The following is a 13,810-nucleotide window of genomic DNA, read 5'->3' as shown; positions in this document are numbered from 1 at the left end:
CTGTGGTGAGCTTTCAGGTCTTGACCTGTCTTAATCAAGTATCTATTTAAAATTAGCAAAAAAGGAGACATCATGGGCGATCCTATGCGTATTCGGGCGGCAGTTGTAGGCGAAGCTGTCGAGGTAAAAGTATTGATACGTCACGATATGGAAACAGGTCAGCGCAAGGACCTTGAAGGCAAAGTCGTACCTGCCCATTTCATCAAGACACTGCAGGCCAAATGGAAAGACAAGCTGGTGCTGGACGCGCAATTTGGCCCCTCTGTATCCAAAGACCCGTTTTTGTCTTTCAAGTTCAAAGGCGGCGTTAAAGGGGAAAAAGTATCGGTTACCTGGACAGACAACAAGGGTGATCAGCGTAGTGATGAAGCCGTCATCGCCTGAATAGGATAAAACTATGTCACATGCTGTCTTTAAACTTGCGCAAGCTGTGCCGCTAGCGGCCTGTGTAGCGTTGTGTGCAATGTCTGGTTCTGCGAAGGCACAAGCTGCTTCTCAAACTTCTGCAACTGAAGAAATCGCCAAATACCGCCAGATGCTGGCCGATGGCAACCCGGCAGAGTTATGGGAAATGCGCGGCCAGGAACTCTGGCAAAAAAAGCTTGGCCCCAATCAGGCGTCGCTGGAGCAATGTGATCTGGGCAAAGGCCCAGGCGTGACCAAGGGCGCGTATGCAGAATTGCCGCGCTATTTTAAAGACACCAACAAGGTCATGGACCTGGAGCAGCGCCTCATGCACTGTCGCATGAACCTGCAAGGCCTGACGCGTGAACAGGCAACAAAGACACCTTTTGGTTCTGCCGGTAACCCGTCTGATATCGAAGCACTGGTGTCTTTTTTGACGGCAGAATCACGCGGCATGAAACTGGCCATCAGCACCAAGCATCCAGCAGAAAAACAGGCCTATGAAATCGGCAAGAAGATATTCTATTACCGCGCTGGTTCCCACGATTTTGCCTGCGCATCCTGCCACTCCGCAGATGGCCAGCGCATACGTCTGCAAGACTTGCCTAACCTGAACAACAAGGAAAATGCTCAGGCAGCTTATTCAACCTGGCCCGCTTACCGCGTTTCGCAAGGCGAAGTCAGGACCATGCAGCACAGACTCAATGACTGCTTCCGCCAGCAACGTTTCCCCGTGCCTGACTATGCGTCAGACACCATCACTGCACTGACCATGTTCCTGGCAAAATCTGCCGATGGCGCGGTCATGAATGCGCCTGCATTGAAACGCTAAGGGGATAGGCATGAAAAATTTACGCATAAATCCACGCATAAGCCATATCAGTATCTTGTTCTTAGCCATCTGTAGCACGGCACTGGTTTCTGCCGCTGAGCCTGACTACGCCAAAGCTGCACTGGAAATGATGAAAGCTGATTTCAAAGCCAAAGGCCCGGCCACCATGGAACGCATGGTGCAACAGGACGAAGCCCAGGCTCTGTGCAGCGCCAACCCGCAAGGTCTGAAAGCCAAGCCAGCCAAGAAGCTCGAACAAGCACAACTCGCCACTGTCAAATATCCGGCGGATGGCCAATACATGGGCGACTGGAAGAATGGCGAAAAAATCGCCCAGAATGGCCGTGGCATGCAGTCTTCAGACGCGATGGGCTCAGTCAATGGCGGCAATTGCTATGCCTGCCACCAGATGAGCAAGACAGAAATCTCGTTCGGCAATATCGGGCCTTCGCTATACCAGTACGGCAAGCTGCGCGGTGCCAGCCCGGAGATTGTGAAATATACCTGGGGCAAGCTGTATAACGCGCAGGCCTATAACGCCTGTTCCCGGATGCCGAGGTTTGGGCATAACGGGGTATTGACTGAGGCGCAGTTGAAGGATGTGATGGCGCTGTTGTTGGATATGGAGTCGCCGGTGAATAAGTAGTGCCCTTTACATATTGAGCCCGCACCCCAAAAATTGTTTGTCGCAGCTCCTCCCCCTTCAAGGGGGAGGTTGGGTGGGGATGGGGTTCTGTCGATAAACTGTGATCGTAAAATTCGTCGCTCCAGCGCAGGCTGGAGCCCAGTGGCGTTCGTTGCATACGTGTGCTTTGATTAACACGATTGCCCTTCGCGGACACAGGCCGGGTTTCGGCCCGGCGGCCGAATCCCTTTCTTTGCTTCGCCAAAGAAAGGAATCAAAGAAAGGCGACCGCAGACTTGCCCTTCGGGTGCTTACGCTACGCTCCAGCACAATTTGTGCATCACAAAAAATGGGAAAGCTTCGAAACTCGCTGTGCTCAGACAACGAAGCTTTCTGATCCATTTTCTGTGATGCACAAATTGCTACGTCCCAAGCGGATTAAAGTCAAAAACAACGACAACATCAGAATCAACAGCAACGTCAAAATCAACGACAAAGCAACACCAAAATCAGAAAGCAAATCACCATGGGCCTGAATCGTCGCGATTTTTTACAAGTAATGGCTATTGCCGCCGCTGGTGGCATGCAGATAGATGCGCAGGCTGCCATCGCTAATCCTGTTGCAGATAAACTCTACGACCTGCCACGCTTTGGTAATGTCCACCTCATGCATTTCACCGATTGTCATGCGCAGTTGTTGCCGCTGTATTTTCGTGAACCCAGTGTCAATCTGGGCATAGGCGCGGCATTTGGCAAGAGCCCGCATCTGGTCGGAGAACATTTACTCAAGCAATTCGGTATCAAGCCCAATACACCAGAAGCCCATGCCTTTAGCTGCCTGAACTTTGAACAGGCCGCAGCGACCTATGGCAAGGTCGGTGGCTTTGCGCATCTGACGACGCTGGTCAAGCGCATCAAGGGTAACCGGCCCGGTGCACTCTTGCTTGATGGTGGTGACACCTGGCAAGGCTCAGCCACTGCCCTATGGACCAAGGGGCAGGACATGGTTGATGCCTGTCTGCAGATGGGTGTGAATGTCATGACAGCGCACTGGGAAATGACCCTCGGTGACAAACGCGTCAAGCAGATTGTCGAGAATGATTTCAAGGACAAGATCGATTTTGTCGCGCAAAATATCCAGACTACCGATTTTGGTGATCCGGTATTTGAAGCCTTTGTCATGAAAGAAATGAATGGCGTGCCAGTCGCCATCATAGGCCAGGCCTTCCCTTATACCCCCATTGCCAATCCGCGCTACTTGGTACCCGAATGGAGCTTTGGCATACAGGAGGAGAATATGCAAAAGACCGTCGATGCGGCGCGTGCCAAGGGGGCGAAAGTGGTTGTCGTGCTGTCGCACAACGGTATGGATGTCGATCTCAAGATGGCCTCGCGCGTGCGTGGCATCGATGCCATACTCGGTGGGCATACCCACGACGGCATGCCTGCGCCTGTTATCGTCGAAAACGGTGGAGGCAAGACCCTGGTAACGAATGCTGGCAGTAATAGCAAGTTCCTCGGCGTGCTTGATTTTGATGTGAAAGAAGGGCGCATACAGGGCTTCCAGTACAAGCTGCTGCCGGTGTTTGCCAACTTCCTGCCTGCTGACGCCGAGATGCAGGCATTGATACAAAAAATCCGTGCACCTTACACCACAAAGCTGGGTGAAAAACTGGCGATGACTGAGGGTACGCTGTACCGCCGTGGTAATTTCAACGGCAGCTTTGACCAGCTTATCGTTGATGCCCTGATGGAAGTCAAAGGTGCAGAAATCGCATTCTCACCCGGCTTCCGCTGGGGTACGTCACTGCTACCTAATAGCGCGATCACGATGGAGCATGTGATGGACCAGACCGCCACGACCTATTCCTATACCACCGTCACAGAAATGACAGGCGCCGCCATCAAGACTGTGCTGGAAGATGTGGCCGACAATTTGTTTAACCCCGACCCTTATTACCAGCAAGGTGGCGACATGGTGCGCGTTGGTGGCTTGACGTATGCCATAGAACCGGCGGCCGCCATGGGCAAGCGCATACAGGATATGCGCCTGAATGGTCAGCCACTGGCAGATGGCAAAGTCTATAAAGTGGCTGGCTGGGCCCCGGTGGCAGAAGGTGCCAAAGGTGAGCCAGTCTGGGACGTGGTGGCGCAATGGCTGCGTACCTATAAAAAAATCACACCACGCAAACTGAATACACCACGTTTGATTGGCGTGACTGGTAACCCTGGCCTGGTTTAAGTTTTGATGGTGGGTAGCGGTTTCTTTGGTAATTTGACGATGCCCACCGCCAGTGCTGCACAAATCAGCAAGCCGCCCGCCAGCCTGATCACGTTCTCAGGATTGCCACCCAACCACGCATGGTAATACAGCGGCAGGGTGAAGATTTGTATGATCATGGGGATGACGATAAACATATTGAAAATCCCCATATACACCCCCGTGCGCTCTGCCGGTATGCTGCCAGCCAGCATGATATAAGGATTGCCCATGATACTGGCCCAGGCCAGGCCCACACCCAGCATGGGGATGAATAAGAGCGCTGGCGTATGTATGGCCGGTATGCTCATCATGCACAAGCCTGCCAGTGTCAGGCAAGTGGCATGGCTGATTTTTGGGCCAAAGCGACGGGTGAAAGGCACCAGGGCAAAGGCGGTAATGAAGGCGATGAAATTATAGAAAGCGCCTATCTGCCCATTCAATAATCCAGCTTCACGAAAACCGGCAGAACTGGGGTCACTGGTGCCAAATATGCTGCGGCCCAGCGACAGCATGATGTACTGCCAGTAGCAAAACATGGCATACCACTGGAATAGTTTGACCAGCGCCAACTGGCGCATGGTCGGTGGCATTTCTTTTATTGCCAGACCTATCTCGGCCAGGGTGGCACGCCAGCCGGTGGCTTGTTGCCTGATTTGCGTCAGTTGCTCAGCAGTCAAAGGGATTTCTGGCGTCGTCTTCAAAGTCCACAAGATGGACGCAATCGAAAACACCGCACCGATGATAAAAGCTGCAATGACGATAAAGGGGATGTGATGGCTATTGACGCTATTACTGTTCATGCCTGCCACCACAAGAATCGATGGCGTCAGGTACGCCAGGGTTTGCCCCAGGCCAGTGAAAGCGCTTTGCGTCAGGAAGCCGACAGAATGCTGGCTGGCATCGAGCTTGTCGCTGACAAAGGCACGGTAAGGCTCCATCGTCACATTATTGGCAGCATCAAGTATCCACAACAAACCTGCAGCCATCCACAGTGTAGAGCTGAAGGGCATGATCAATAAACCCAGGCTGCACAGCATGGCGCCAATCAGGAAATAAGGCGTGCGGCGGCCCCAGCGGCTGATGGTGCGGTCACTCATGGCACCAATCAGAGGTTGCACCAGCAGGCCTGTCACCGGTCCGGCCAGCCACAAATAGGGCAGGCTGGCTTCGTCAGCACCCAGGTAGGCATAGATGGGGCTCATGCTGCTTTGCTGCAAGCCAAAACTGAACTGTATGCCAAAAAAGCCAAAGTTCATGTTAATGATTTGCCAGAATGACAGTCGGGGTTTGCCTGTCACCTGTTGCGGGCTGCTTGTGGCTGCATTCATGGGTTTGCTCCGCTGCTTTCAATAACTGGCAGGGTTTCCGCATTCCAGCGTTGTTGCCATTGTTCATAAAAGTCAGCATCGCTGGCAACTGCACCCCTTACGCCGCAAATACCTGCTGCAAATTGATGGGCGCGCTGCAGGCTGGTGAGCAGTGGCCAGCCACGCTGCAGGCCAAGTAAAAAGATGGCAGAGAATGCATCTCCACCGCCTACGGTATCAACCACTTCAATTTTGACAGATTCAGTTGCACTGCGCAGGTATTGTCCAGCCTCATCCAGATAGGCATAACCGCGTTCACCCAGGGTGGTGATAATGGCTTGCAGCTTGAACAGGCTTATCAATGCTGTTGCATGGGTCAGAATATCTGCATCATCCAGTGTGACCACGCTGTCTGCCTTGGGTTTATCCAGGTAAATTTCTGCCAGTATCTGCAATTCTTCTTCATTGACCTTGAGTATGTCGGCAAACTGTAATGATTGCTCGATGGTAGCCAGGCTATATTGCATGGCGCGCAAATTTAAATCCAGGTATTTGAGCGCCAGTGTCTCTTTTAGCAAGGCATGCAAGGCAGCGCGTGATACAGGGTTTCTTTGTGCCAGTGTGCCAAAGTAAAAGATGCCCTGATCATGTTCAGGGCTACCCTGTAGCATGGCTGTTAAGGCTGCATGGCTTTCAATATAGTCATAGGCCTGGTCAGGCAAGATGTCGAACTTGTGACTGGCCTTGTCTGCACTATCGTCCTGAGTCACCTTGACGCGCCCCGTAGGATAGTGACGGTCAGTCTGCAAAGCAGTTGCCGGGAGTTTGAAACGCTGCATGTCGGCGCGTATCAATTGCGCAGTTGCATCATTGCCCACGCGAGAAATCATCAGCGGCGCACAATCAAAATAACCCAGGCTGCGCGCCACGTTGAAAGGCGCGCCGCCAACGACAGGCTGATCCGGGAAATCATCAATCAGGGTTTCGCCAAAGATGATGATGGGTTTGCTTTGCAATGACATGGGTTTCTTTTCTGTTAGCGGGCTTTAGTTGCGAAAATTGTGAAAATTGCGAGAATTGCGAAATGCGAGTATTTGTGCAATATCCAGTTTTCTCCTTCCCCTTCAAGGGGAAGGTCGGGATGGGGATGGGTTTCTTAAATTAAGTTGGCAAGTATTTTTTGCCGAACCCCATCCCCACCCCAGCCCTCCCCTTGAAAGGGAGGGAGTTAGTTTTTGGTCATATTTCCCTGTTTCCTTACCAACCACAATTGCGAATATGCTTGTAATGTCACGGTAAGATCAACATCAAGCTTGCTCAACTGATCAACCCAGCCTTGCCCAGGAATATCATAGCCCACCAGCAGTTCCACCAAATCCAGCCTGATACTATGCTCTGAAAAATTCCCTAAAAACAGCAAAGGATCATCCACGCTGCCGCGCAAAAAAGCCAGCACGGCAGGATTGTTTGCTTTCAACAGTTGTTGTGCTTCCTGCGCAGCAAGTTGCGGCAATTGCCTACGCTGCTGCAACAAGTGACAAAGCGCATTGAATACCGTACCCGCTTCATGCGAACCGGAATGGCGCTGGGCATATAATTCTTCATCCCAGACCGGCCTGTGCAACCAGCGGCTGTCTGCAGCCTGTGCGGGTACCTGCCTGTATGCTTCATCATTTGTCTGTGCCAGCTCATCGCCCATATAAATCAGCGGCATACCGCCAAAACAAAAACTCAGCCCATACAAGAGTAGCAGACGTTGCCTGGCCAGATGCTTTTCTGTTGCTGTGTGTGCGCTGGAAAAACCGGTTAACGCCGCCGCCATGCCTACCGTGCCATGCACTGCTGCCGGGTCATTGGCCTGGAAACTGGCGCCGCGCGCATAGCTGCCCTCGCCACTATAGAAGCGGGATACCCTGGCCAGCCTTTGCTGTACATCTTCTGTCTCCAGGCTTGCTTCTGGCCGCAGCACATTCCAGCCTATGTCGTCATGGCAGCGGACATAAGTCAGCCAACTGCTTTGCTCTGGCTGCGCTGGCGTGCCTGCAAATACATGGCGCATCAGGCTTGTGTCTTGTTCTGCCAGCGCGACCCAGGAGGCTGCCATCAGGCTGCTGTGGTAGGCGAGGTGGCATTCCTGCTTTGAATTTGTACCGTCGTTGTTACCAAGGTAGGCGGGTAATTCTGCCGTCTCAACGATGGCTTCCGCTTTCAGTAAAACACCTGGGGCAGCAATTTCTACCAGACTGCGCAAGGCTTGCAAAATCTGGTGGGCTTCTGGCTGGTTCATGCATTTTGTGCCAGCGCGCTTCCACAAGAAGGCGGTGGAATCGAGACGAAAAGCTTCTACCCCACGGTTAGCGAGGCGCAATAGGGCTGCTGCCATATCGGCAAAGACGTTTGGATTACTGTAATTCAAATCCCATTGATAAGGGTAGAAGGTGGTCCATACCCATTCTTGCAGTTCAGGTACAAAGCTGAAATTGCCAGGGGCAACTTGCGGGAAGACCTGACCAAGATGCTTTTCAAAATTATCTGGAATTGTGCGATCAGGATAATGATAAAAATAATCGCGGTAGTGTGGGTCACCTTGTTTTGCCGCGACAGCCCAGGGGTGATCATCTGCCACATGGTTGAGGATAAAGTCAGAACACAGGCTGATACCTGCTGCACGCAGGGCAGTACTGAGTTCTTCCAGGTCTGCCATATTGCCAAGATGCGGTTCTATCGCATCAAAATCGGCTACGGCAAAACCGCCATCGTTTTCACCAGCGCGGGCTTTTAAAAAGGGCAACAGGTGCAGGTAAGTTACGCCCAGTTCCTGCAAATGCGGGATACGCTTTTGCACGCCGCGCAAGTCACCGGCAAAACGGTCGGCATAGCAGCAATAGCCAAGCATGTTTTCTTTGGTGAACCAGTCTTTGTCGGTGCTTCTGGCATCATCCAGAACTTGCAGGGACAGGGGGCGTGCTGCGATGGCTTCGCCTGCGACTTGCAAGAGTTCTGTCAGCCATGTGGCATACGCTTGTTCATTGCTGAATTGATTGCCATACAGTGTCTGCAGTGTTTGGTATAAATCGGGGAGATGCTTTGCCAGCCTGACCTCTGTGCGCGCGTGCGTGCCCGGTGCCAGCTTGCTGAGTAGGGCTGTGAGGAAAGGTGTTGTGTTCGTTGCGGCAGACATGGTGCAGGTAGTGCCTTAGAAAAACGGGTCATTAAAAATGGCTCCCCCACATGTTGGGGGTGTAGGGGAGCCTTAAGTGCTACCAGGGACTGGTTCCTACTTGTGGCCTTGCCTAAGCTACTGCGCGGCGCGATTTTGGGCCTGCTGTTTTTGCAAGCTCGTCGTCGTACTTAAGTACGACTGCGCTTCTTAACCCAAACTAGCGTCGCTCGCTACGCTTATGCAAGGCCACTTTACATATAGCGAAGTTCTAGAAGCTATATTTCAATGACGCTTTAATACTGCGTCCATTGATGGATCTTGCTGCGTGTCCATCGCCTTCTACTTCGGTGTAGCCTATGTTGTTCGTCAGGTTGTTGACGCTCAGGGAGACCTGGACTTTGTCGTTGATGTTGTAGTTGACGAAGGCGTTGATGACGTGGAAGGCGGGCAGGATCAGGGTGTTGGCGTCGTCACCGTAAGATTTGCCCGTGCCTATCAGGCTGGCACCGAAGACGGCTTCACCCATGGTATAGGTGGGGGCGATCTGGTAGGTGTAGCTGGCCTGACGGCGTGGGGTTTTGCCGACCACTGACTTGTCATTCGCTGCCGTGATGCTGGCATTGGTGTAAGTCAGGCCGCCAGTAACGCGGAAGGCGTCGTAGCGATAGCTGGCTTCGATTTCCACGCCCTTGGCATCGTAGTTATTTGCTGTGAATTTTTGTGTCGTTGCTTCAAAATTCGATTCTTCTGTCTTGGCCTGGAACAGGGTCACAAAGCTGCTGAAGCTGCCTGCTTTCCATTTCACGCCTGCCTCGGTCTGTTTGACGATATTGGTACTGATCGGTGTGCTGCCATCAAGTGGGTTGCCAAACATGATGCGGTCGGCATTGAAGGCGATGCCTTCGCTGACGCGGGCAAACACGGCGATGTCTTTGGTGACACGATAATTGGCACCGAAAGAGTAAGACGTATGGTTCACGCCATAGTTGATAAATTTGGTATTGGCCGCACGATAATTTTGATTGACTGCCTGGTTGAAGGTACCGCTGGCATCCTGCTTGTCGTAGCGCAGGCTGCCATCGAGGTTCCAGTTGCCACTTTCCCAACCAAGATTGGCATACATCGCATTGGTCTTGTACTGTGCATCGATATTGCGGTTGCAGCAGCCGCCAAATACATCCGTGCCTTGCGCCAGCAAACCGGGGGTACCTGCAATCGTGCCGTTCGAATTCAACAGGGCAGGTTGGTCACCGCTGGCTTGCATCAGGTATTGGTTGAAGTTCCAGGTCACGCCCAGGTTTTGCAGGGATGAATACCAGCCCACCGTGGTGGCGAACTTGCCACCGGACGTATCAAATACTTTGGACAATTTCATGTCATTGACGGTACTGCCCAGGTCATCAATCGAAGTATTGAATACGGTCGCCGTAAATGCTGCGCCTGTATATGCCTTGCCTGCATTGGGGCCGGTAGCATAAGTCATGTTCGTTGCTGCGGCGCCGGTCACGCCTGCATCAGCCGGGAATATGGAAATAAAGCGGCCAGTGTTATTCGACTTGCGGAATTTTTCATCCAGGGTCCAGCCACCGCCCAGCTTCAAGGATGCTTCTGCGCCAAAGGCATTGTTGACGACATGCAGGCCATCATTCACATTCGTCGCGATCTTGTTATTGTTTTTATCGAGAACAATATCGCGTGTCCAGTAGGGGGAATAAAAACTGGCGGTGCGCGGGTCTATGCCGGGCAGTTCAGAGATATTGCCATTCACCGTCCTGACTGGCACTGGCATATTCATCGGTGTCTTGTCATCCAGATGCTTGAAACTCAGGCGCAGGTAGCCATTATCCAGTTCATGCGTGATATTGGCACGCAGTTGGCCGCCTTCTTCTGCTGTCATGCCAGCAGGGCGTGAGCTGTCTCCACTACGGTAATAACCTGCGATAAAGGCGCGGGTCTTGTCAGACAGGGCTGCGCCATAGTCAAAATCAAAGCGGGTCTGGCTAAAATCCACGCCTTTGGTGATGCCTATGCTGCCGCCTTTTTCCTTCCCAGTCTTGCTGATGAAGTTGATGATGCCGCCTGGTGAATTGGTGGCCATGGTTGATGCCGTGCCACCGCGTACTACTTCCAGATGCGAAAGGCTGCCATCGGCGCGCAAATACATGTCTGGTGTGACGAAGGCGATATCGCCAAATTGCAGCAGCGGCAAGCCATCTTCCTGGAACTGTACATAACGCGCACCACCGGCAGAAATAGGTACGCCGCGCACAGTCAGGTTGGCATTGCCTTCACCACCTGAGGACTCTGCCCGCACACCAGGGATGGAGCGCAAGATTTCTGCCGCATTGGTCGGCGCGGACTGGGCGATCTGGTCAGCATCGATAGTACTGATGGACACGCTGGCCTTCATTTTGGAAGTGCCTGTGGGTGTACCCGTCACGATGACTGAATTCAGGTTTAGTGAGTTTTTATCTTTATCCTGTGCCGCTGTGTTGTCTTGTGCCCAAGCACCGTTCATGTGCAGTAAGGCCAGGGAAATGACGCTGGCCATGCGCGTCATTTTGATGTGTGATGATTTCATTGCTGTCTCCGCTGTCATCATTTTTATAAAGCCGCACAGAACAGGTCTGTGCATGCATGTCTCTTACCTTGTTGCCTGAGCACAGGCATCACGCTGGTAGCGGTGATGCCGTGTCAGTCACAAAAGACCTCCAACAATTTTCGCCGCGCTCTTTGGACATTCAGCTTGATTTGACATCAACTGTCGTACTCTATGGCGCTTTTTTTTGCGATCCCTGGTTTGCCTGGGCAAACGCTGTTGAAGATCTTTTGTAGTGCAGGTGAAGAGAATTATCTGGTAAACCGAATTTTATTGCAATCGATTGCAAAGATGCGGCGCAATAAAGTGGTGCAATATTTCTTTTGGGTAAATTTCAGGTGTGCACGAAGATGAGTAGGGTGGATGTTGACGCAAAGGATTGCGTCCTATGAAATCTGGTCAGCAACCCATCGTATTTTTATCTTCTTAGGCGTAAAGAAAATGGCCGTCATCGCATGTGTTTTGCAAGCAACAAAAAGACTGGGTGAGCTTATATATGCTGCGATGCACAATGAAAATCAGGAGAAGGGTCTTTGAGTTTTTTGTAGGAATACTTCGAATTTTTGAAATTTATTGCAATCGGTTGCATAAATTGTCCGTAATGCAAATAATCCATGCTTGTCCTCTTCCGCAGGATGTGTCTGGCGTTGCAGTCAAACACTGCTCGCCCTGACCATCAGTTCTGTAGGTAATAATCTTGCCTCGCTATTGCCATCTTCTATCAGGGATAACAAGGCATCGACCAGCGCCAGGCCTGCCTGTGCCATGGGCTGACGCACCGTCGTCAAGGGCGGGTGAAAATAGCGCGCCAGTTCTATGTCGTCATAGCCAACCACGGCCACGTCATCCGGCACACGGTAATTTTTCTCACGCAGGCTGTTGATGCTGGTCATGGCCAGCAAATCACTGCAGGCAAACAGGGCATCGAAACTGATTTTGCGGCTGCACAGTTCTGCCACTGCCAGCTTGCCGCCTTCTTCTATGAATGAGGCGGGCACGACCAGTTTTTCATCAAGGGCAATGCCATGTTGCGCCAGCGCCTTGCAATAACCCTCGTAGCGTTGCGCCACTTCAGGCAATTGCGTATCCCCAAAAAAGGCAATGCGTTTGCGCCCGCTTTGCAACAGGTGCTCAGTGGCTTTTTGCCCGCCAGTGACATTGTCACTACCGACGGTCACGTACAATTGCTGCGGCAATTGCGCGCCCCATACCACGATGGGCACATGGCGCGCCGCTAACTGGTTCAACTGGTCATGATGTCGCCACTGGCCTATCAGGATCACACCCAGCACCCGGCCAGTATCAAAAATCTGCGCGGCATTATCGAGATGTTCTGCATCTATGCGTGACAACAACATGTCAAAACCACGGTCTGTCAATGCATCGGCGAGACTGCCCAAGATACCGAGGAAGAAAGGGTCAGACAAATGCTGGCGGGTTTCAGAATCAAAGGGCACGACCACGGCAATCGTGCGTGTCTGCTTGAGGCGCAAATTACGGGCATCGATATTGATGGAATATTTGAGCGAGCGTGCCAGTTCGGCAATGCGTTGACGGGTTTCGTCATTGACCAGCGCGCTGCCACTCAGGGCGCGTGACACCGTCGAGGTGGAAACACCCGCCAGCCTGGCAATATCAGCCATCTGCAAACGGCGCTGTTCTTTGCTGGCGGACTTGATTGTGTCTGTTGTAAGGTCCGTCTTGGTTTTCATCTTCTTGTTCTTAATTTGGGTGTATGTACTGAGCTCTTCTCAAGCCCATTATAAAACCGAAATCAGCATTAGCGGCAAATATGCAGTCTTGCGTGGAACCTGCTTTGCACAGCCCGGCTGTTTTAGCGCTCAGCCCTGATCCCCTGTTGCTCACGCCATTCTTTCAACAAGGCCTGGCGCGAGCGCGGGTAGGTTTGATCTGCCACCTGCAAGGCCTGTATGCGGTCAGTGCGGAAGTGTCGGAAATCATTGCGTAATTCACACCAGGCGACGATGATGCGCAAATTATCAAAGAAGGACAGGGCGCAGGGCCAGATGATGCGTTCGCTGACCTTGCCGGTTTCATCCCGGTATTCAAGCACTAGTTTGTGTTGCTTGCGTATGGCCAGGCGTATCTCGCGTAACTGCTCATCGTTGCCGTCGCTCTTGCAGCCGGGGCCGATCAGCAAGCCACTGTGTTCCAGTTCCAGCCTGGCTTCAGCCGGCAAGACCGAGGCGATTTTTGCCAGGGCATCACGCGCAGCCAATGCCAGTTTATGGTCCGCCTGCTGGGCCACCCATTTTGAGCCAAGGGCAATGGCGGCGATTTCTTCTTCAGTGAACATCAAGGGTGGCAGGGTAAAACCCGGCTGCAAGACATAGCCTATGCCAGCTTCGCCAGCAATTTTCGCTCCCTGGTTTTGCAGGGTGGCGATATCGCGGTACAGGCTGCGCAGACTGATACCCAGTTCCTGCGACAAGGCAGTACCGCTGACGGGATAACGATGTCTGCGCAGGATTTGCATCAGTTGCAGCAAGCGCTCAGTGCGCGACATGTGGATACTCACTTGGGTTTACAGGCATGGCAATTTTCCCTTTGATCATTTGTGCGATTTTACCCTGTGCTTTTGTTGACGGCATGACA

The 13,810-nt window shown here is 52.4% G+C and carries 10 protein-coding genes; 4 read left to right on the top strand and 6 right to left on the bottom strand.

All coding sequences use genetic code 11. From position 1 onward, the window contains the following. Positions 1 to 72: 72 nt before the first annotated feature. The 4 genes from soxZ (at position 73) to soxB (ending at position 4,104) form a co-directional block, all read left to right on the top strand. Positions 73 to 384: a thiosulfate oxidation carrier complex protein SoxZ gene (gene soxZ / locus UNDYM_RS18355; RefSeq protein WP_162042322.1), complete on the top strand. Its 312-nt coding sequence runs from the start codon at positions 73 to 75 to the stop codon at positions 382 to 384. A gap of 13 nt (positions 385 to 397) precedes the next feature. Beyond that, positions 398 to 1,237, top strand: coding sequence for a sulfur oxidation c-type cytochrome SoxA (soxA, locus tag UNDYM_RS18350; RefSeq protein ID WP_162042321.1), 840 nt, complete (start codon positions 398 to 400; stop codon positions 1,235 to 1,237). Between the two features lie 10 nt (positions 1,238 to 1,247). Beyond that, entirely contained in the window at positions 1,248 to 1,883 is a 636-nt protein-coding gene (gene soxX, locus UNDYM_RS18345) for a sulfur oxidation c-type cytochrome SoxX (RefSeq protein WP_162042320.1), read from the top strand. Positions 1,884 to 2,394: 511 nt separating this feature from the next. Next, a complete protein-coding gene (gene soxB / locus UNDYM_RS18340; protein ID WP_162044695.1) occupies positions 2,395 to 4,104 on the top strand; it encodes a thiosulfohydrolase SoxB in 1,710 nt (569 codons plus the stop codon). On the opposite strand, the gene UNDYM_RS18335 is transcribed toward soxB, so the two are convergent. The 6 genes from UNDYM_RS18335 to UNDYM_RS18310 all read right to left on the bottom strand — a co-directional run bounded on the left by UNDYM_RS18335 (position 4,101) and on the right by UNDYM_RS18310 (position 13,721). Further along, the gene (locus UNDYM_RS18335; RefSeq protein ID WP_162042319.1) at positions 4,101 to 5,453 is read right to left on the bottom strand and encodes an MFS transporter; all 1,353 of its coding nucleotides are present in this window, start codon (positions 5,451 to 5,453) and stop codon (positions 4,101 to 4,103) included. The genes soxB and UNDYM_RS18335 overlap by 4 nt on opposite strands. Then, positions 5,450 to 6,454, bottom strand: coding sequence for a PfkB family carbohydrate kinase (locus UNDYM_RS18330; RefSeq protein ID WP_162042318.1), 1,005 nt, complete (start codon positions 6,452 to 6,454; stop codon positions 5,450 to 5,452). Before UNDYM_RS18330 ends, UNDYM_RS18335 begins: the two co-directional genes overlap by 4 nt. 206 nt (positions 6,455 to 6,660) lie before the next feature. Beyond that, on the bottom strand, positions 6,661 to 8,613 hold the full coding sequence (locus UNDYM_RS18325) for an alpha-amylase family glycosyl hydrolase (protein WP_162042317.1): 1,953 nt from the start codon (positions 8,611 to 8,613) through the stop codon (positions 6,661 to 6,663). A gap of 250 nt (positions 8,614 to 8,863) precedes the next feature. Further along, a complete protein-coding gene (locus UNDYM_RS18320; RefSeq protein WP_162042316.1) occupies positions 8,864 to 11,176 on the bottom strand; it encodes a TonB-dependent siderophore receptor in 2,313 nt (770 codons plus the stop codon). A gap of 671 nt (positions 11,177 to 11,847) precedes the next feature. Further along, positions 11,848 to 12,906, bottom strand: a complete 1,059-nt coding sequence (locus UNDYM_RS18315) for a LacI family DNA-binding transcriptional regulator (RefSeq protein WP_232063540.1) — start codon at positions 12,904 to 12,906, stop codon at positions 11,848 to 11,850. Between the two features lie 122 nt (positions 12,907 to 13,028). Further along, entirely contained in the window at positions 13,029 to 13,721 is a 693-nt protein-coding gene (locus UNDYM_RS18310; protein WP_162042315.1) for a YafY family protein, read from the bottom strand. Positions 13,722 to 13,810: the final 89 nt, after the last annotated feature.

The organism is Undibacterium sp. YM2, from assembly GCF_009937975.1.
In the GTDB taxonomy this organism is placed as follows: Bacteria; Pseudomonadota; Gammaproteobacteria; order Burkholderiales; family Burkholderiaceae_D; genus Undibacterium.
The sequence above is the reverse complement of the archived record's forward strand: the minus strand, read 5'-3'. Positions and strand labels throughout refer to the sequence as shown.

Coding starts and splice junctions, on each gene's coding strand:
- soxZ (WP_162042322.1), top strand. CDS start 73: ATGGGCGATCCTATGCGTATTCGGGCGGCAGTTGTAGGCGAAGCTGTC.
- soxA (WP_162042321.1), top strand. CDS start 398: ATGTCACATGCTGTCTTTAAACTTGCGCAAGCTGTGCCGCTAGCGGCC.
- soxX (WP_162042320.1), top strand. CDS start 1,248: ATGAAAAATTTACGCATAAATCCACGCATAAGCCATATCAGTATCTTG.
- UNDYM_RS18335 (WP_162042319.1), bottom strand. CDS start 5,453: ATGAATGCAGCCACAAGCAGCCCGCAACAGGTGACAGGCAAACCCCGA.
- UNDYM_RS18330 (WP_162042318.1), bottom strand. CDS start 6,454: ATGTCATTGCAAAGCAAACCCATCATCATCTTTGGCGAAACCCTGATT.
- UNDYM_RS18325 (WP_162042317.1), bottom strand. CDS start 8,613: ATGTCTGCCGCAACGAACACAACACCTTTCCTCACAGCCCTACTCAGC.
- UNDYM_RS18320 (WP_162042316.1), bottom strand. CDS start 11,176: ATGAAATCATCACACATCAAAATGACGCGCATGGCCAGCGTCATTTCC.
- UNDYM_RS18315 (WP_232063540.1), bottom strand. CDS start 12,906: ATGAAAACCAAGACGGACCTTACAACAGACACAATCAAGTCCGCCAGC.
- UNDYM_RS18310 (WP_162042315.1), bottom strand. CDS start 13,721: ATGTCGCGCACTGAGCGCTTGCTGCAACTGATGCAAATCCTGCGCAGA.